Genomic DNA, 18,926 nt, shown 5'->3' with positions numbered 1-18,926 from the left:
TCAGGAGCGCCCGTACTCCTGGCGGTTCACGCCGGCAGCACCGCGCACCATCCCCAGGCCACCGGCCAGCTCGGCCTCGGCGGCACCCTGGGCTCGCTCGTCGCCACGGCGACGGGCGAGCCCCAGCTGGGCCCGGGCCTTCGCCACCTTCGCCGAACCCTGCGCCGCGGTGCGCGCACGGAAGAGCGCGGCCTCGCGCCCGGTCATGTCGATGGAGCGGGCGCGCACCCAGGACTCCCCGAAACGGGTCAGGCGCTGGCGGATCCAGTCGCGCTCCAGCCGGGCGGCGGGCACCACCTCGCTCACCTCCGCCTCGTCGCACCACACGATGCGGCCACCGGCGGCCTGCAGGTCCTGGCCGAACTTGGAGTCCTCACCGCCGGTGAATCCGAAGCGCTCATCGAATCGGATCTGGTGGCGTCGCACGAAGTCGAGGTCGAGCAGCAGGTTGTTGCTGGCCATGCCCGGGCGGGGGCTGCCGGTGGGGCGCGTCGGCCGCGCGAACAGGCCCGTCCCCTCGGTCCAGGCATCCAGCGGCGTCTCCGGCAGCGAGCGGACCGGTCCGCTGACGGCGCTGGCCCCGGTGCGTCGCCAGCAGGCCACCAGGTCCAGCAGCCAACCCTCGCCGGGGGTCTCGTCGTCGTCGATGAAACAGAACAGGCGCGTTCCCTCGGCCTCGTCGAGGGCCCGGTTGCGGGCCGCCGCCAGGCCGGGGGTGGGTTCGTGCACATAGCGCACGTCGACCGACGTGGCGTGGGCCTCCACCACCTCGCGGGCCTCGCCCTCGGGAGAGTTGTCGACGACCACCAGGCGTGCCGCATGGCCTGCCTCGACGGCCTGGGCCACCTGGGCGGCCAGCAGGGGCAGCGCGGAGCGCAGCAGGTCGTTGCGGTGGTAGGTCAGCACGGCGAGGGTCAGCGGCGGGAAATCCATGCCTCGAGACTATCGGCAGGTGCCCTGGGCTCAGCCCAGGTTGGTGGTGATGGTGGGGCGACGATCGGCCTCGGGAAGCTCCCAGCTGTTGGCCTGAGCGTCGGCCTGCTCGCCACTGCGGATGTCCTTGACCTGCCCGGTCAGGCCACCGAACCAGACGAAGGGGATGCCGCGACGGTCGGCGTGCTTGATCTGCTTGCCGAACTTGTCTGCCTTGGGCGCCACCTCGCAGGGGATGCGGCGCGCGCGCAGGGCGGCGGCCACCTCCTCGGCGACGTCGCGGCTCTGCTCGTCGTCGACGGCCACCAGCACGGCACTGGGGACGCTGCGGGAGGCCTCGATCTGCTTCTTGGTGATCAGCGGGCCGAGGAGGCGGGTGACGCCCAGCGAGATGCCGACGCCGGGGAAGGTGGTCTTCCCGTCGCTGGCCAGCGAGTCGTAGCGGCCGCCGGAGCTGATCGAGCCGAGCTTCTCGTGGCCCACCAGCTCGGTCTCGTAGACGGTGCCGGTGTAGTAGTCCAGGCCGCGCGCGATCTTGAGGTCGGCGACGATGCGTCCGGGAACCCGCTTGTTGGCGGCCAGCACCACGCGGCGCAGCAGCTCCAGGCCCTCGTCGAGCATCTCGTGCTCGACGCCCAGGGAGCGCACCTGCTCAACGAAGGAGTCGTCGGGGGTGCAGATCCCGGCCAGGGCGACGCACTGCTCGGCGACCTCCTGCGAGAGCTCCAGCTCGCCGGTGAGCAGTTCGGCGACGGCCGGGCCGCCGATCTTGTCGAACTTGTCGACGCGCTGCAGCACGTCCAGGGTGCTGACCTGTTCGAAGGCGCCACCCTCCTGCCCGATGCCCAGCCCGCGGTAGAAGCCCTCGGCGAGCTTGCGGTTGTTGACGTGCATCAGCGCCTGCGGCAGGCCGAGCTCGACGTGCATGCGCTCCAGCGCCTCGAGCATCACCACGGGGGCCTCGACGTCAAAGTGCTCGGGCAGCTGGTCCTGGCCCACGACGTCGATGTCGGCCTGCAGGAATTCGCGGTAGCGGCCCTCCTGGGGGCGCTCGCCGCGCCAGACCTTCTGCACCTGGTAGCGGCGGAAGGGGAAGGCAAGGTGGCCGGCATTCTCCAGGACATAGCGGGCGAAGGGCACCGTCAGGTCGAAATGGAGGCCCAGGTTGTCCTTGTCGGGGGTCGCGGGGTCGGCGTGCAGGCGCCGCACCACGTACACCTCCTTGGTGATTTCACCCTTGCGGGTCAGAGTCTCCATGGTCTCGACGGCGCGGGTCTCGATGTTGGCATAGCCGTGCAGCTCGAAGGTCTCGCGCAGGATGTCGAGCACGGCGGTCTCCACCATGCGTCCTGCGGGCAGGAACTCGGGGAAACCGGACAGCGGCTTGGGACGGGCCATCACAGATCACTTCCATCGGTCTGGTTCTGAAGGGCCACCAGTTGGTGGGGCTGAAGCCATGGGTTGGTGGTGCGCTCGGCCCCCACGGTGGTGGTGGAGCCGTGCCCGGGCAGCAGGTGGAGGTCGTCGTCCAGGGTGAGCACCTGGGTCGCAAGGCTACTCGCCATCACGAAGGCGTCCCCGCGCGGCATGTCGGTGCGCCCGATCGAGCCGGCGAAGACGACATCGCCGCTGAAGCACAACCGGGCATCATCCAGCTGCGGCAGCAGCAGCGTGCAGCCCGGGGTGTGCCCGGGGGCATGGCGGGTGGCGAAACGCATCCCACCGGCGGTGAACTCCCCATCCAGATGGCGCACGTCGGCCGGCGGGGTGAACTCGGTGCTGCCGTAGAGCGTCTCGAGGATGCCGCGGGCCTGTTCCGACATGGCGCGCATCGGATGGGCCAGCAGGTCCTCATCGGCCTCGTGGATCCAGACGGGCACATTGGCCTCGTCGGCGATCTCGCGGGCGGCGGCGACGTGGTCGGCGTGGCCGTGGGTCAGCAGGACGGCGTCGACGGTCAGTCCGTACTGCGCCAGGCCCCGCCGGACGCCGTCCGCGGCATCGACACCGGGGTCGACGACCACGCACGGGCCGTTCTCGGAGGGGGCGAGCAGATAACAATTGGTCTGCCACGGGCCGGAAGGGAAGGAGGCAATGAGCACAACCGGCACCATATCGGGCAAGATGGAACCATGAGCGAAACTGCAGGTCCGAATCCCTTCGGTCGCGTTGAAGACGACGGCACCGTCTACGTCATCACTCCCGAGGGTGAGCGGCGTGTCGGCCAGGTTCCCGACGTCGAGCCCTCCGAAGCCCTCGCCTTCTACGTGAGGCGTTTCCAGGCACTCGAGACGGAGGTGGCCCTCCTGGAGTCCCGCGTCACCTCGGGCAATCTCGGCGTGGAGGAGGCTCGCAAGTCGATCAACTCCCACCGCAAGAACATCGTCGACGCCAATGCCGTCGGCGACCTGGCCGGCCTGGTGACCCGCCTGGACGCCCTGGCCCCCGCGCTGGACGCGCAGGCCGAGCAGAAGAAGGCCGAGAAGGCGAAGGCGGCCGAGGCCGCCCGGGCCGAGAAGGAGCGGATGGTCTCCGAGGCCGAGAAGCTGGCCCAGGGCCATGACTGGCGCGGTGGCGTGAACCGCTTCCGTGCCCTGTTGGAGGAGTGGAAGGCGCTGCCGCGCATCGACCGCGCCACCGATGACGCCCTGTGGCACCGCTTCTCCAGCGCCCGCACCACCTACACGCGCCGTCGCAAGGCGCAGTTCGCCGAGCAGAACAAGAAGCGTGAGGGTGCCAAGCAGCTCAAGGAGGCCATCATCGAGGAGGCCCGTCCGCTGGCCACCTCCACCGAATGGGGCCCCACCGCGGGTGCCTTCCGCGACCTGATGGCCCGTTGGAAGGCCGCCGGCTCCGCCCCGCGCGCCGAGGACGACAAGCTGTGGACCACTTTCCGCGGCATCCAGGACGAGTTCTTCGCCGCCCGCGACGCCGCCATGGCCGAGCAGGACAAGGAGTTCATCGGCAACCAGCAGGCCAAGGAGGCGCTGCTGGACGAGGCCGAGAAGACCATCCTCCCAGTGACCGACCTGGCCACGGCACGCGCCCAGTTCCGTGACTTCCTGTCGAAGTTCAACGAGCACGGCAAGGTGCCGCGCGATGCGATCCGTCCCCTCGATGCCCGCGTGCGCAAGCTGGAGTCCGCCGTCAAGGAGGCCGAGGCCGAGGAGTGGCGTCGCACCGACCCCGAGGCCCGTCAACGCGCCGCCGACACCGTGGCCATGTTCAGCTCGCAGATCGAGAAGCTGAACAAGCAGGCCGAGAAGCTCGAGGCCGAGGGCAAGGACAAGAAGGCGGCCGAGGTGCGCTCCTCGATCACCTTCAACGAGTCCCTGCTGGAGCAGGCGCAGAAGGCGCTGGACGAGTTCAAGGCCTGATACGCAGCAGCAGGACGGCGCCCCGTCACCGCTCGTGGGTGACGGGGCGCCGTCGTGCTTCGGGATGGCAGGGTCGGTGCGTCGGGGTGCCGGGCTTGCAGCTCGACTCCCTCGCGCACGCCCTCCTTCGTCGGGCATTGTCGCGCTCGGTCGCGTTTGACGCTGCCGCGCCCGAACCCCGACTCCACTCTCCCCGCAAGCAGAGCGCCCCCGTGCCCGGTGAGGGCTCCCAGGCCTGGCAAGGGCCCGGCGGCTCAGTTCCTGACGCGGAAGACGTCATAGACGCCGGGGACGCGGCGCAGGCTGGACAGCACGTGCTCCAGGTGCGACGGATCGGCCGACTCGAAGCCCACCTTCATGGTGTAGAGCTGGCCGCTGGTGGCGCTCATGCTGGCATTGGCGATGCTGACGTGCTGGTCGGCCAGCATCCGGCTGATGTCGGCGAAGGCCCCGGGACGGTCCAGTCCCTCGATCTGCACATTGACCAGGTAGGCCTTGTCACTCGTGGAGTCCCAGTCCACCGGGACGATCCGCTCGGGATTGTTGAGCAGGTTGCCGGCATTGGTGCAGTCACGACGATGCACGCTAACCCCGTCGCCGCGGGTGACGAAGCCGAGGATCTCGTCGCCGGGCATCGGGGTGCAGCACTTGGCGAGCTTGACGTAGACGCTGGGATCGCCGTCCACCACCACGCCGCTGCCGGAGCGTTCTGAGCGGTGGCGGCGCCGACCCAGCGGCTGCTCCTCCAGGGCGTCCTCCCGGGCCGCCTCGACGCCACCCTCCATCGCGATCAGGCGGTGCACCACGGCCTGTGCGCTGACGGTCTTCTCCCCGATCGCGGCGTAGAGGCCGGGGATGTCGCCCAGGCGCATCGTGTCGGCGACGCTGGTGAGGTGTTCGGCGGTGAGGATGCGCTGCAGGGGCAGCCCCGACTTGCGCATCTGGCGGGCCAGGTCCTCCTTTCCGCGCTCGATGGCCTCCTCGCGTCGCTCCTTGCTGAAGTGGGCCTTGATCTTGCTGCGGGCCCGCGGGCTGGTGACGAAGTTCAGCCAGTCACGCGAGGGGCCGGCATTCTCGTCCTTGCTGGTGAGCACGTCGACCACGTCGCCGTTGTTCAGCTTGGACTCCAGCGGCACCAGGCGGCGGTTGACGCGCGCCCCGACGCAGCGGTGGCCCACCTGGGTGTGCACCGCATAGGCGAAGTCGACCGGGGTGGCCCCGGCGGGCAGGGCGATCACGTCGCCCTTGGGCGTGAAGACGTAGACCTCGGAGGAGTTGATCTCGTAGCGCAGCGCGTCGAGGAACTCGGTGGGGTCCTCGGTCTCCTTGCTCCACTGGTTCAGGTTGTGCACCCAGCTCAGGTCGGTGCCCTCGGCCTCGGAGGTGTCGCCGACGGGATTGCGCAGGGCCTGCTTGTACTTCCAGTGCGCCGCGACGCCGTACTCTGCCTGGCGGTGCATGTCGTGGGTGCGGATCTGCAGCTCCACCGGCTTGCCGCCCGGACCCACCACCGTGGTGTGCAGGCTCTGGTACATGTTGTACTTCGGCATCGCGATGTAGTCCTTGAACCGGCCCGGAAGCGGGTTCCAGCGCACGTGCATCACGCCGAGCGCGGCATAGCAGTCGCGCGGGGTCTCCACCAGGATCCGCAGGCCCACGAGGTCGTAGATGTCGTGGAAGTCGCGGCCGCGCACGACCATCTTCTGGTAGATCGAGTAGTAGTGCTTCGGACGGCCGTAGACGGTGGCCTTGATGTTGGCGGCGGCCAGGTCCACCTCCACCTGCTTGATCACCTCGCGCAGCTGCTTCTCGCGCTGCGGGGCGAACTCGGCCACCAAGTGCACGATCTCGTCGTAGACCTTCGGGTGCATGGCGGCGAAGGAGAGGTCCTCCAGCTCCCACTTGACGGCATTCATGCCCAGGCGGTGGGCCAGCGGCGCGAAGATCTCGAGTGTCTCGGAGGCGATTCGCGCCTGCTTGTCGGGGCGAAGGAAGCTGATGGTGCGCATGTTGTGCAGCCGGTCGGCCAGCTTGATCACCAGGACGCGGATGTCGCGGCTCATCGAGATGACCATCTTGCGCAGCGTCTCGGCCTTGGCCGACTCGCCATAGGTCACCTTGTCGAGCTTGGTGACGCCGTCGACCAGCAGCGCGACCTCGGTGCCGAAGTCGGCGGTCAGCTGCTCCATCGTGTAGGAGGTGTCCTCGACGGTGTCGTGCAGCAGGGCCGCCACCAGCGTGGGCTCGGTCATGCCCAGCTCGGCGAGGATGGTGGTGACCGCCAGCGGGTGGGTGATGTAGGGATCGCCGGACTTGCGCGTCTGGCCGCGGTGGTAGTGCTCGGCGGTGTTGTAGGCGCGCTCCAGCAGCTGCAGGTCGGCCTTGGGGTGGTTGGCCTTGACCACCTTGAACAGCGGGTCGAGCACGGCCGAGGTGGTGGCCTTGGGTGCCCCCAGCCTGGCCAGGCGCTGGCGCATCCGCAGGCGCGGTGACTCGGGGCCGCTGGTGAAGCGGTCCCCGGGTCGCTCGACCTCTTGGGGTGGCTGCTCGGCCCCGCTGGCCGTGGCACTGCCCTGCCGGTAGGGTCCGTAGACTCCGTCGCTGCTCACGGTTGACCTTCCGGCTCGGGCTGAGCCGCAGCTCAGACGGTGGTGATGGCGCTGAACGAGTCGATGCCCGCCTCGTCCAGCACGCGGCGGCCGTCGAGGAAGCTGAGTTCCACCACCACGGCCACGTGGACCAGGTTGACGTCGAGCTTCTTCAACAGCTTTGCCGTGGCGCCGATCGTACCGCCCGTGGCCAGCACGTCGTCCACGACCAGAACGCGGGCACCGGGCTTGATGGCGTCGCGGTGCATGGTCAGCGTCTCGGTGCCGTACTCCAGCGCGAAGGCCTCCTCGAAGACCGGGCGGGGCAGCTTGCCGGGCTTGCGCACCGGCACGAAGCCCGCCCCGAGGGCCACGGCGACGGGGGCGGCAAAGATGAAGCCACGTGCCTCCATGCCCACCACCACGTCGATCGGCCCGGGGGCGGCCTCCACGATGGCGTCGACGGCCGCCTGGAAGCCCTCGGGAGAGGCCAGCAGCGGCGTGATGTCCTTGAAGACGACCCCCGGCTTGGGGAAGTCGGGCACGTCGGTGATCAGGGAGCTGATCAGTTCACGGTTGTCGGTCATGTTCTTCCCCCGGGTCAGTTCTGCTTGCGGTTGGCGCGCGTGGTGCGGGTGGGCTGCGTGCGCACCGTGGGCGTGGTCGGGGCAGGCGCCCCAGTGGGGTCGGCGGCCTGGGCGCCGGTGGTGGCCGCCTGCACGCTGACCTGCGGTGCCTGCGGGCGCTCGCTGCGTCGCTGGGCACGACGCTCAAGGTTGGCGCGGTGCTCCTTCATGGCGGGCTCGCGTTCGCGCAGCAGGGCCAGCAGCGGCGTCGCGATGAAGATCGACGAGTAGGCGCCGGCCACCATGCCGACGAACAGGGCCAGGCCCAGATCCTTGAGCGGGCCGGAGCCGATCACGAAGGTGCCGGCGAAGAGCAGCGCGGCCACCGGCAGCACGCCGATGATGGTGGTGTTGAGTGAACGGACCAGCACCTGGTTGACGGCGTGGTTGGCGGCCTCGGAGTAGGTGCGGCGCTGCTTGGGCAGGTCACGGACGTTCTCGCGGACCTTGTCGAAGACCACCACGGTGTCGTACAGCGAGTAGCCGAGGATGGTCAGCACGCCGATCATGCTGGCCGGGGTGACGGTGAAGCCCAGGATCGAGTAGACGCCCAGGGTGAGGACGAGGTCGTGCATCAGCGCGACCAGGGCGGCCACCGACATCTTCCAGTCCCGGAAGTAGGCCCAGATCAACAGGCTCACCAGCACCAGGAAGACGCCCAGCGCCCGCAGGCTCTGCTTGGTGATCTGCTCGCCCCAGGAGGCGCCGATCTGGGAGTAGTTGACCTTGTCGATGGTGGTGCCGGTGGCGCTGGCGACGGCTTCGCGCACCTGCTTGACCTCCGGATTGGTCAGGGTGCGGGTCTGCACCTTGACCTCCTTCTCACCGACGGTGAGCACCTGGGTTGCGTCCATGTCGGGCAGCTTGGTGGCCTTGACGGCGTCGGTGACCGTGCCCACCGTCTGGGAGTTGACCTGGGCGGGGGCGCTGAAGTCGACGCCGCCCTCGAACTCGATGCCGAGGTTGAGGCCGCGCAGCAGCAGCGAGGCAAGGGCGATGCCCATGACGACGGCAGAGACCAGGAACCACTGCTTCCAGCGGCCCACGAAGTCCCAGGAGACGTCGCCGGTGTAGAGGCGGTGGGCCAGACTGAGCTTGCGGCCGTGGGAGTCAACGTTGCTGGCGCTCTCGCCGGAGCCCAGGTCCTCGTCGCGGACGTGTGCGGTGCTCATCGGGTCTCCTCGGAATCGCTGCGACGGGCGGCGCGGGTGGTGCGAGTGGTCTGGCGTCGGGTGGTGCCCTCGGTGGCGCCGCGGCTGCGGATGCCCAGCAGGGACGCGCGGCTGACACCCATGTGTTCGGGGTCGAGGCCGGAGAGCTTGTGGCCCTGGCCGAAGAACTTGGTGCGGCCCAGCAGGCTCATCAGGGGCTTGGTGAACCAGAAGACGATGGCCATGTCGATCAGGGTCGTCAGGCCCAGGGTGAAGGCGAAGCCCTTGACGGCGCCGACCGCGAGGACGAAGAGCACCAAGGCCGACAGCAGCGAGACGCCGTCGGCGATCACGATGGTGCCGCGGGCCTTCTTCCAGCCGGTTTCGATGGCCGAGCTGAGGCTTCGGCCGTCTCGGATCTCGTCGCGGATGCGCTCGAAGTAGATGATGAAGGAGTCGGCGGTGACGCCGATGGCCATGATGGCGCCGGCGACCCCGGGCAGGTTGAGCGCGAAGCCGACCGCCTCGCCCAGCAGGGCCATGGTGGCGTAGGTGATCGCGGCGGCGATCACCAGGGAGCCGACCACGATGATCGACAGGCCACGGTAGTAGAACAGCGAGTAGACGATCACCAGCAGCAGGCCGATGATGCCGGCGATGATGCCGGCGCGTAGCTGCTCGCCGCCCAGGGTCGGGCTGACGGTCTGCACCTCGGAGATGTCGAACTTCAACGGCAGGGCGCCGTAGTTGAGGATGTTCGCCAGGTCCTGTGCCGTCTTCTGGGTGAAGTCGCCGGTGATCTGTGCCTGGCCGTTGAGAATGGCCGACTGGATCGCGGGCGCGGAGACCACCTTGCCGTCCAGGACGATGGCATTCTGGTTCTGTGGCTGCTGCTTGTTGACGATGGTGGAGGTGACCTCGCCGAAGTCCTTCTTGCCCTGGTCGTCGAAGGTCAGCATCACGGCCACCTGCACGGTGCCCTGGGGCATGCCGCTGGTGGCCTCCTTGACGTGTTTGCCCTCGATCACGACGGGGCTGAGCAGGTACTTGGCCTGGCCGGTCTGGTCGCAGGTGATCAGCGGCTGGTCGATGACGTCGACCGGCTCCTTGTCACAGGTGTACTTGGCCAGCTCCTCCTGGTCGCTGGCCGTGGGCGTGTAGTTCATCGCCTTGTCCAGCGGGAGCAGCTTGCCGGTGCTCTTGGCCCGCGGGGTGGGCGGTGCGGTGGGCAGCCCGACGCTCGACGGCGAGGCGGACGGGGCCGGCGCGGCCGCTTCGACGGCGATGACATTGCGGAACATGAGCTGGGCGGTGCGTCCCACCATGTTCTTGAGGTCGTCATTGGTGACATTGGGCACGCTCACCACGATGTGCTGGTTGCCCTGGGTGGTCACCGAGGCCTCACCGACGCCGAGGCCGTCGACGCGCTTCTGGATGATCATCCTGGCCTGTTCCAGGTTGGCTTGGGAGACCGATCCGGTTCCGGTGGTGTTGGAGGCGGTCAGGGTGATGGTGGAACCACCGGCCAGGTCGAGGCCCAGTCGAGGGGTCCAGGTCTTGGCCAGCCCCATCAGCCCGAACAGCGCCGCAGCGATGATCAGGAAGATGGTCAGCGTGCGGCCGGGGTGGGATCGGCTCGTGCTCGTTGCCACAGTCGTTCTTCCTTGTCGGGGTGAGCCGGGGCTCAGTTGGTTCGGGGAGTCGGGTCGGCCGGAGCCGCGGTGCTCTCCAGCGGCTCGACCTCGGTCCCGGTCTCGGCCGGCAGCTCGTCGGCGAACTCGAACTCCTCCTCGTCGGGGGTGACGGTCTTGACGACCGCCTGCTTGGTGCAGCTGACCTCAACCCCCGGGGCGATCTCGACGATCAGCTGCTCGGTGCCGACGTGGTTCACGGTGGCGAAGATCCCGCTGGTGAGCAGGACTCGCTGTCCCTGCCCGAGGGAGTCGCGCAGCCGGGCCTGGGCCTCGGCCTGCTTCTTGAGCGGGCGCTGCAGCAGGAAGGTGAAGACCAGCATGCCCACCAGGAGCAAGAGGATTGTCGTCATACCGCTGGCGAGCATGGGAGTGGGCACGTTCTTGGTCCTCGTGGGTCTGGGCGCAGGGCACCGGGCTGTTCGGCCCGCTCGGGCCGTGGTCCATCGGCAAGCGTACCCATTGGTCAGCTGAAGTCCCCACCCAACAGGCCCCTGGCGGGGTGAACTCCCCCCAGCGGTCACTCAGTTCTCGAACAGACCCTGTTCGGCGGGCGGGGTCAGCCCCAGGTGGCGCCAGGCGGCCGCCGTCGCCACCCGGCCGCGGGGCGTGCGCATCAGGAAGCCCAGGCGCACAAGGAAGGGCTCGGCGACGTCCTCGACGGTCTCGGTCTCCTCCCCCACGGCGATCGCCAGCGTCGACAGCCCGACGGGCCCTCCACCGAACTTGGTACAGAGGGCCTGCAGCACGCCCCGGTCGAGGCGGTCCAGTCCCAACGGGTCCACCTCGTAGAGCTCCAGCGCCTCGGCGGTGATGGTGCGGTCCACCCGGCCGGCGTGGCGCACCTGTGAGTAGTCGCGCACCCGGCGCAGCAGCCGGTTGGCGATGCGGGGGGTGCCGCGCGAGCGCAGTGCGATCTCCCGAGCGGAGTCGTCGTCCAGGTCGACGTCGAGCACTCCGGCAGAGCGGTGCACGATGGCCTCCAGCGATTCCGGGGCGTAGAAGTCCAGCTGGGCGGTGAAGCCGAAACGGTCCCGCAGCGGGCCGGGCAGCAGGCCGGCCCTGGTGGTGGCGCCCACCAGCGTGAAGGGCGGGATCTCGATCGGGATGGCGGTGGCGCCCGGCCCCTTGCCGACCACGACATCGACGCGGAAGTCCTCCATCGCCAGGTAGAGCATCTCCTCGGCGGGGCGGCTCATCCGGTGGATCTCGTCGAGGAAGAAGACCTCCCCCTCCTGCAGGCCGGACAGGATCGCGGCCAGGTCGCCGGCATGCTGGATCGCCGGCCCGGAGCTGATCCGCAGCGGCGAGCCCATCTCGGCGGCGATGATCATGGCCAGCGTCGTCTTGCCCAGCCCGGGAGGGCCGGAGAGCAGGACGTGGTCGGGCACCGCACCCCGGTGTCGGGCGGCGGCCAGCACCAGCCCCAGCTGGTCACTGACCCGTGGCTGCCCGCCGAAGTCGGCCAGGCTCGACGGCCTCAGGGCCGCCTCGACCAGCACCTCCTCGGGTTCCGCGTGCGGGTCGACGGGTGAATGTTCCACCGGGCACCTCTCTTCCTGGGCCCCAACCCTACTTGCGGGCCAGTGAGGCCAGTGCCGCACGCATCAGCCCGGCGATGCCCACCTGCGGATCCTGCTCCACCAGGTGGGCCACGGACTCGCAGGCGGCCTCGGCATCGCGGGCCGACCAGCCGAGCCCCACGAGCCCCTCCGAGACCTGGTCACGCCACAGGGCGTGACCCGCGGCGCCGGTGCTGGCGGGAAGCTCGCCCACCATGCCCAGGGCGTTGACCTTGTCCTTCAGCTCGATCACCATGCGCTGGGCCCCCTTGCGTCCAATGCCCGGCACCCGGCACAGGGCGGTGAGGTCCTCGCTGGAGATGGCGCGACGCAAGTCGTCGGGGCCCATCACGCTCACGACGGCCTGGGCGATCTTGGGGCCGATGCCGCTGGCCGACTGCACCAGCTCGAACAGGTCGCGCTCATCGCCGGTGGCGAAGCCGTAGAGGGTCATCGAGTCCTCGCGCACCACCATCGAGGTGTGCACGGTGGCCTCCTGCCCCAGGCGCAGCCCGGCGAGGGTGCCGGGCGTGCACAGGGCCTTCATCCCGAAACCGTTGACGTCGATGACGGCGGCACTGGCACCGATGGCGGTGACGGCGCCGGTGAGGTGGCTGATCATGCTCTGCTTCCTGTCGTGGGGGGGCTTGCAGTGGTGGGGGCTTGCAGTGGTGGGGGCTTGCAGTGGTGGGGGCTTGCAGTAGCGCTTTCAGCGGGCGCGGCCGCGGCGGGCCTGCGCCGTGTAGGGATTGCTGGGGCGCCTCTGGGCACGCGCGGCACGCTCGGCCTCGGCCAGCCGGTTGGTGGCCACGCCACGCCACAGGTGGCAGATGGCCAGCGCCACGGCGTCGGCGGCATCTGCCGGTTTCGGGGGCTCCTTGAGCCGCAGCAGGTGCGCCACCATGGTGCCCACCTGCGCCTTGTCGGCCCGGCCGGAACCGGTGATGGCTGCCTTCACCTCGCTCGGGGTGTGCAGGGCGACGGGCACCGAGTGGCGGGCCGCGACGAGCATCGCGATGCCGGCGGCCTGGCTGGTTCCGGTCACGGAGGCCAGGTTGTGCTGGGCGAAGACGCGCTCGACGGCCACCACATCGGGGCGGTTGGCCAGGAACCATTCCTCGATGCCCTGCTCGATGGCCAGCAGCCGGTGGGCATGGTCCTGGTCGGCGAGGGTGCGCACCACCCCGACGGCCACCAGGTCCAGTCGCCTGCCTGGCTGGCCGTCGACCACGCCGATGCCGCACCGGGTCAGGCCCGGGTCGACTCCCAGCACTCGCACCGACCGCTCCCCCACATCGTGCCCACAGAAATCTCGAACAGGTTTTCGACAAGGATAGCGCGGTTAGGATTGTCGGGTGCTGCTGCTCGACCTCTTCGGTGTGTTCGCCTTCGCCCTGTCGGGCGGCCTTGTGGGCGTGCGCCGGCATTTCGACATCTTCGGCATCCTCACCCTCGCGCTGGTCACCGCCCTGGGCGGTGGTATCATCCGCGACGTCCTGCTGGGCATCACTCCCCCGCGCAACATCACCAACCTGCCGCTGGTCTCGGTCGCCCTGCTGGGCGGGCTGGTCACCTTCTGGTTCGAGGGCACCGTCGAGCGGCTGCGCAAGATCGTCCTGGTGGCCGACGCCGCCGGACTCGGTTCCTTCGTCGTCGCCGGCACCCTGACCGCCATCCACCACGGCAACCCCGGGCTCGAGGCGATCACGGTGGGCCTGATCACCGGCATCGGCGGCGGCGTCATGCGCGACGTGATGGCGGGTGTCGTTCCGAGCGTCTTCAGCCGCGAGTACTACGCCTTGCCCGCCCTCTTCGGCGCCATCCTGGTGGACCTCACCGTGCGCCTGGGGCTGTTCAACACCACTTGGCAGTGGGGCATCGTCTCGGTGGTCTTCCTGGTGCGCGTGGTCTCGCGCAAGATGAACTGGGAGTCACCCACCCCGCCGCGTCCCAAGCTCGAGGCCGACGAGAGGACCTGACCCCGCGCGCCACGAGGGCGGACGGCGCCAGGACGGTCCGGGGCAGGTGCCCCAGCACTCAGTCCTCGGCGAGGCTGGCCTGCAGCTCCGGGCTGAGCTCCACGTTGGTGTAGACGTTCTGCACGTCGTCGGACTCCTCGAGGGCGTCGACGATCCTCTCGATCTTCTGCACGGTCTCCATGTCGTCGATGACCTGGCCGAAGGTGGGCACGAAGGCCACCTCGGCGGAGTTGTAGTCGATGCCGGCGGCCTGGACGGCCTTGCGGACCTCGACCATGTCATTGGGATCGCAGACCAGCTCGAACTCGTCGCCGTTGTCGGTGACGTCCTCGACATCCGCCTCGAGGGTGGCCTCGAGCAGCTCGTCCTCGGTGACCTCGCGGGTGACCGTCTTGCGACCTTCGGCCGGAGCCTCTTGGGTCTTGGCGACGGTGACGACGCCCTTGCGCTCGAACAGGCGCTGCACCGAGCCACCGTCGGCGATGGTCCCGCCATTGCGGGTGACGGCGACACGGACCTCGGAGACGGCGCGGTTGCGGTTGTCGGTGAGGCACTCGATCAGGATCGCGACGCCGGCCTGGCCGTAGGCCTCGTACATGATCGTCTCGTAGTTCACGGCATCGGCGCCGACACCAGAGCCACGCTTGACGGCGCGGTCGATGTTGTCATTGGGCACCGAGTTCTTCTTGGCCTTCTGGATGGCATCGAAGAGGGTGGGGTTGCCGCTGGGGTCACCGCCACCCAGACGGGCTGCCACCTCGATGTTCTTGATCATCTTGGCGAAGAGCTTGCCGCGCTTGGCGTCGATGACAGCCTTCTTGTGCTTGGTGGTGGCCCACTTGGAATGACCGCTCATGCGTCTACCTCAACTCTGTCGACAATCCTGCCGACGAATTCTACTCGCTGGCGTCCGCAAGCAGTAATTCGCGCTCGAAGGCGATGACCGCCTCCTGTTGCCGGTAGCCATTGCGAGTGAACAGCCCCAGGGCCTCATCGGGCTCCTCCGCGTCGACACCGACCCCGGCACCGGCCAGTCCGGCCTGGTGGAAGGTGTGGATCGAGCAGGCCAGCAGGGCCGTGCCCAGGCCCCGCCCCCGCCAGCTGGGCAGCACCGCAATCCTGTCGGTCCAGCCGAGCGCCTCGCTCCCCTCGCCGACGAGGCAGTTCATGGCATGCCCGACCACACGGCCGTCCACCAGGGCGACCCAGCTCCACTCGGGGCGGGCGCCGGGGCGGGCGACGGAGTCCTCCCACTCCTGCCGAGAGACCTCGCGGTGGCCGACCCTGTCGGCAAAGGCCAGGTTGTGGGCCTCACGCACCGCCTCGGCCAGACGGGGATGGTAGGGCACCAGGTCCACCCCCTCCACCACCGGCGCCTGGGGCAGCGCGGAGTGCTCGGGCTCGGGGCCGAAGGACAGCTGCAGGTCGAGGTACCACCGGCGCGGGCTGAAACCGTGCGCCGCCATCAGCGTATGTTGCGCCTGCCCCTTCGCCTCGACGTGGCAGCACAGCCGCACCCGGTCGACCTCGGGATGCTCGGCATGGACCTCGACCAGCCACTCGCGTGCCCTGGCCACCTGCCACCCCATCAGGCGCGCACCGATCCCCTTGTGCCGCCAGGAGGGGTGGACGCCACCGGCCAGCCAGATCTCGGGAGTCCCGGGCTGGGTGGCCCGCACCACATTCCAGCCGCAGGCCACGATGGTGCCGGCCGAGTCACGGCCCACCACCGCATTGCGACTGGGCTCGCCGCACGGCGCCGAGAAGTGGCCGGCCAGCTCGTCGACCTCGAGGGCCTGCACCGGATCGTCGAAGTAGGCGATCACGGTGTAGAGCTCGACCAGCTCCTCGAGGTCGTCGAGCGCGAGCGCACTCCATTCCAGACTGCCGTCAACGAAGGGGTCCACACCCCTCACCTCCCGAGGGCCCGACCTCGTCGTCGGACACTTCCACCCTAGTCGCGGGGGCTGCGACGAGGAAGGCGCAGCCGTCCGATCGTGCGCTCGGCATGCCAGTCGACCACGCTCCAGCCATTCTTGCGCGCCGCCCGCAGCAGGCCCACGTCGGGCTGCACGGCCACGGGGTTGCCGACCGCATTGAGCATCGGCAGGTCCACGTGGGAGTCGGCATAGGCGAAGGACTTCGACAGGTCGATGCCCCGCTGGGCCGCGTAGTGGCGAAGCCAGGCAGAGCGCGACTCCCCGACCATCGGCGGGTGGGTGAGGAAGCCGGTGCAGACCCCGTCGGCATCGGTGGCCAGCTCGGCCGCCACCACGACGTCGAAGAGGTCGGCGATCGGGCGGGTCAGCGGCCGGATCACGCCGGTGAGCAGGATCGTGGTGTGGCCCGCCTCGCGGTGCTCCTTGATGCGCTCGATCGCCTCGGCCGAGCTCCGGTCGGTGACGAAGGGGGCGATCTGCTCGTCGACGAAGGACTCCAGGTGGTCCATCCGCATGCCGGCATAGCGACGGTAGATGGAGCGCAGGAAGGTGGCGCGGTCGCGGCGCTCGGCACCGAGGTAGCCGGGCAGGCTGGCCGCCACCTGGGCGAGCTCGCGCACCCGACCGGCGGGCGAGAGCTCGGGCAGGCGGGCCCACAGGTAGGTCTCGATGACATTGGTGTCGAGCACCGTGCCGTCCAGGTCGAAGACGGCCAGGACGGTGCCGGGCTCGCTGGCGCGCAGCTGCTTGAAGGTGCTGGCGCGGTTGCCGCGACGCTTGCGCGCCGCCTCCAGGCGACGCACCGGGTCGGTGATGGCCGGCGCGTGGATCTCCTGCATGTAGCTCTTCCAGTCCACCGCCGAGGTGTCGAAGGCGAAGGAGGCGACGTCGTCGGGGTGCAGGGAGTTGTTCAGCGCCATGGTGCAGTCGTCGACGAAGTGCACCTGGCTCTGCAGGTACTCCCCGTACAGGTTGAGGTAGCGGCGCAGGAAGGACAGGTTCTTGCCCTGCCGGTCCAGCTGGATCGCGGCCTCGCGGGTCCGCTCGCTCCTCGGGGCATAGGTGACCAGGCGCTCGCCCACCTGGTGGGCCTTCTCGGCCACCTGCAGGAAGCGCAGCACCGGCTGCTCGCCGGGGAACTTCCAGGTGGCCAGCGGGGCGACGGTGCCGTCGGAGCGGGAGTAGGGGTGCTTCTCGAAGTACTCGCGCAGGTACTCGTAGATCTCGCGGAAGGTCATCGGGTTCCGGGCGCCGGTGGAGACGTGGTAGAACTCCGGCTCCCCCACCGTCGGCTCGGTGGCGCAGACGGCGATGATCGCGTTGACCACGTGGTCGCAGCACACGATGTCCAGGGCGGCGTCGGGCGAGGCGGGGAATTCGCGCAGCTGGCCCTTGCCGTAGGCCAGGATGATCGGGTCGGCCATCTTGAAGCCCTCGATCCAGCCCGGGTAGGGGTGCACCAGGCTCGACTCGACGATCGCCGGGCGCACCACGGAGACCTGGATGTCCTTGCCCATGTCGGCCACGACCCGCTCGCCCATCGCCTTGGCGAAGGTGTAGACATCGGTCCAGCCCAGCGAGCGGGCGCGTTCCGTGCCGGCCTCGACCAGCTTGGCCTTCACCCACTCCTGGCGGCGGCGCTCGGTGTCCTCGGCGGTGGTGAGGAAACCGGCCTGGCGGTGGTCGCGTTCGGCCAGCTTGCGCAGTTCGGCGAGCTGCTCGGCGGTGCGGCTCTGGGTCTCGACCAGGTCGGCCATCGCCAGGGCGTGCTGGGTCTCGACGCGGTAGTCGACATCGTGCTCGTGCGCGGCCTCGGGGATCGCGCCGCGTCGGCGGCCGGCGGTGTAGGCGGTGGAGATGTGCACATAGTGCGGGATGCCCACCAGGTTGCCCGATTCGTCGCTGCAGGCCTCGAGCATCTTGGCCATCAATGCCTGGGTGCCCAGGACATTGGTCTTGAAGGCGGCATCGATCGGCGGGTCGAAGCTGACATCGCCGGCGCAATGGATCACCACGTCAAGGTCGCGGGGCAGGGCGGGCACATTGGGCAGGTCGCCGGCCAGCACGTCGACGCGCTGGTCCAGCAGCTGCTGGGGGCCGCCGGCAGCGGCTGCCAGTTCCTTGAAGATGGGCTTCTTGAGCAGGCTGACGACGCGCTGCTCGGCGGTGACCGAGCCCTTGGGGCGCACCAGCAGCACGGCGCGCGTGGCGGGCAGCTCGGTGAGGATCTTCCACAGGATCTGTTCGCCGATGAAGCCGGTCACGCCGGTCATCACGATCTTCTGGCCGTCGAGCAGGTCCTTGAGGCGGCCGTCGAGCAGGGGCGGGGTGTGGGTGCTCATCGCTCCACCTCGCCGGCAGCCGCTTCGAGGGCCTCGGGCAGGGTGAAGTTGCCCACGTACAGGGCGGTGCCCACGATGGCGCCCTCGACGCCGATCGGCACCAGGCCGCGCAGCATCCGCAGGTCCTCCAGGGTGGAGATGCCGCCGCTGGCCACCACTGCCGCCTCGGTACGGGCACAGACCTGGCCCAGGAGCTCCAGGTTGGGGCCGGTGAGCATGCCGTCGCTGGCCACGTCGGTGACCACATAGCGCTGGCATCCGGCCGCGTTGAGCCGGTCGAGGGTCTCGAACAGGTCGCCGCCCTCGCGGGTCCAGCCGCGGGCGGCCAGACGGGTGCCCTTGGCGTCGAGGCCGATGGCCACCTTGTCGCCGTGCTCGCCGATGACGCGGTCGCACCACTCGGGGTCCTCCAGGGCGGCGGTGCCGATGTTCACGCGGCGGGCGCCGGCCTCGAGGGCGCGGGTGAGGCTCTCGTCGTCGCGGATGCCGCCCGACATCTCGACGTTGATGTCGAGCTCGCCCACGATGCGGGCCAGCACGTCGGCATTGGTTCCGCGGCCGAAGGCTGCGTCGAGGTCCACCAGGTGGATCCACTCGGCACCCTGCTCCTGCCAGCGTCGCGCGGCCTCGAGCGGGTCACCGAAGACCTTCTCGGATCCCGCGACACCTTGCACGAGCTGGACGGCCTGACCGGCCTGGACGTCAACTGCTGGGAGAAGCACAAGTGGGTTCACGCC

Annotated in this window: 16 protein-coding genes and 1 pseudogene; 2 read left to right on the top strand and 15 right to left on the bottom strand. The window is 69.4% G+C overall.

The features are described 5' to 3' along the window. From ACYVKA_RS16015 to ACYVKA_RS16005, 3 genes are read right to left on the bottom strand one after another with little or no spacing between them, the layout of a single operon-like run. Positions 1-933: a glycosyltransferase family 2 protein gene (locus ACYVKA_RS16015; RefSeq protein ID WP_460706934.1), complete on the bottom strand. Its 933-nt coding sequence runs from the start codon at positions 931-933 to the stop codon at positions 1-3. 30 nt (positions 934-963) lie between these two features. Beyond that, positions 964-2,331, bottom strand: a complete 1,368-nt coding sequence (gene hisS, locus ACYVKA_RS16010; RefSeq protein WP_460706932.1) for a histidine--tRNA ligase — start codon at positions 2,329-2,331, stop codon at positions 964-966. Further along, the gene (locus tag ACYVKA_RS16005) at positions 2,331-3,047 is read right to left on the bottom strand and encodes an MBL fold metallo-hydrolase (RefSeq protein WP_460706930.1); all 717 of its coding nucleotides are present in this window, start codon (positions 3,045-3,047) and stop codon (positions 2,331-2,333) included. The genes hisS and ACYVKA_RS16005 overlap by 1 nt, the downstream gene beginning before the upstream one ends. On the opposite strand from ACYVKA_RS16005, the pseudogene ACYVKA_RS16000 reads away from it, so the two are divergent. Next, positions 3,028-4,310: pseudogene (locus tag ACYVKA_RS16000) on the top strand (DUF349 domain-containing protein). The gene ACYVKA_RS16005 and the pseudogene ACYVKA_RS16000 overlap by 20 nt on opposite strands. Before the next feature lie 254 nt (positions 4,311-4,564). On the opposite strand, the gene ACYVKA_RS15995 reads toward ACYVKA_RS16000, so the two are convergent. The 8 genes from ACYVKA_RS15995 to ruvC form a co-directional block, all read right to left on the bottom strand. Next, on the bottom strand, positions 4,565-6,919 hold the full coding sequence (locus ACYVKA_RS15995; RefSeq protein WP_460706928.1) for a RelA/SpoT family protein: 2,355 nt from the start codon (positions 6,917-6,919) through the stop codon (positions 4,565-4,567). Between the two features lie 32 nt (positions 6,920-6,951). After that, positions 6,952-7,485, bottom strand: a complete 534-nt coding sequence (locus ACYVKA_RS15990; protein WP_460706926.1) for an adenine phosphoribosyltransferase — start codon at positions 7,483-7,485, stop codon at positions 6,952-6,954. 14 nt (positions 7,486-7,499) lie between these two features. Then, positions 7,500-8,696: a protein translocase subunit SecF gene (gene secF, locus ACYVKA_RS15985; RefSeq protein WP_460706924.1), complete on the bottom strand. Its 1,197-nt coding sequence runs from the start codon at positions 8,694-8,696 to the stop codon at positions 7,500-7,502. Continuing rightward, positions 8,693-10,246 (bottom strand): protein translocase subunit SecD, encoded by a 1,554-nt coding sequence (gene secD / locus ACYVKA_RS15980; RefSeq protein ID WP_460707136.1) that lies wholly within the window; start codon positions 10,244-10,246, stop codon positions 8,693-8,695. Before secD ends, secF begins: the two co-directional genes overlap by 4 nt. Before the next feature lie 113 nt (positions 10,247-10,359). Then, complete coding sequence (gene yajC, locus ACYVKA_RS15975; RefSeq protein ID WP_460706922.1) at positions 10,360-10,746, bottom strand: preprotein translocase subunit YajC; 387 nt, start codon at positions 10,744-10,746, stop codon at positions 10,360-10,362. A gap of 144 nt (positions 10,747-10,890) precedes the next feature. Continuing rightward, positions 10,891-11,910 carry a Holliday junction branch migration DNA helicase RuvB gene (ruvB, locus tag ACYVKA_RS15970; protein ID WP_460706920.1) on the bottom strand — a complete coding sequence of 340 codons (1,020 nt, stop codon included), beginning with the start codon at positions 11,908-11,910 and terminating at the stop codon, positions 10,891-10,893. Between the two features lie 28 nt (positions 11,911-11,938). After that, a complete protein-coding gene (gene ruvA / locus ACYVKA_RS15965) occupies positions 11,939-12,550 on the bottom strand; it encodes a Holliday junction branch migration protein RuvA (RefSeq protein ID WP_460706918.1) in 612 nt (203 codons plus the stop codon). An 87-nt stretch (positions 12,551-12,637) separates the two neighbouring features. Next, the gene (gene ruvC, locus ACYVKA_RS15960) at positions 12,638-13,198 is read right to left on the bottom strand and encodes a crossover junction endodeoxyribonuclease RuvC (protein WP_460707134.1); all 561 of its coding nucleotides are present in this window, start codon (positions 13,196-13,198) and stop codon (positions 12,638-12,640) included. A gap of 85 nt (positions 13,199-13,283) precedes the next feature. On the opposite strand from ruvC, the gene ACYVKA_RS15955 reads away from it, so the two are divergent. After that, entirely contained in the window at positions 13,284-13,907 is a 624-nt protein-coding gene (locus ACYVKA_RS15955; RefSeq protein ID WP_394276073.1) for a trimeric intracellular cation channel family protein, read from the top strand. A gap of 58 nt (positions 13,908-13,965) precedes the next feature. On the opposite strand, the gene ACYVKA_RS15950 is transcribed toward ACYVKA_RS15955, so the two are convergent. The 4 genes from ACYVKA_RS15950 to priA are packed head-to-tail and all read right to left on the bottom strand — an operon-like array spanning position 13,966 to position 18,923. Then, a complete protein-coding gene (locus tag ACYVKA_RS15950) occupies positions 13,966-14,763 on the bottom strand; it encodes a YebC/PmpR family DNA-binding transcriptional regulator (RefSeq protein WP_460706916.1) in 798 nt (265 codons plus the stop codon). A gap of 40 nt (positions 14,764-14,803) precedes the next feature. After that, complete coding sequence (locus tag ACYVKA_RS15945) at positions 14,804-15,814, bottom strand: GNAT family N-acetyltransferase (protein WP_460706914.1); 1,011 nt, start codon at positions 15,812-15,814, stop codon at positions 14,804-14,806. Between the two features lie 47 nt (positions 15,815-15,861). Next, positions 15,862-18,189: an HAD-IB family hydrolase gene (locus tag ACYVKA_RS15940; protein ID WP_460706911.1), complete on the bottom strand. Its 2,328-nt coding sequence runs from the start codon at positions 18,187-18,189 to the stop codon at positions 15,862-15,864. Continuing rightward, positions 18,186-18,923 carry a bifunctional 1-(5-phosphoribosyl)-5-((5-phosphoribosylamino)methylideneamino)imidazole-4-carboxamide isomerase/phosphoribosylanthranilate isomerase PriA gene (gene priA / locus ACYVKA_RS15935; RefSeq protein ID WP_460706909.1) on the bottom strand — a complete coding sequence of 246 codons (738 nt, stop codon included), beginning with the start codon at positions 18,921-18,923 and terminating at the stop codon, positions 18,186-18,188. The genes ACYVKA_RS15940 and priA overlap by 4 nt, the downstream gene beginning before the upstream one ends. Positions 18,924-18,926 lie beyond the last annotated feature (3 nt).

This window comes from Luteococcus sediminum (genome assembly GCF_054783495.1).
The sequence above is the reverse complement of the archived record's forward strand: the minus strand, read 5'-3'. Positions and strand labels throughout refer to the sequence as shown.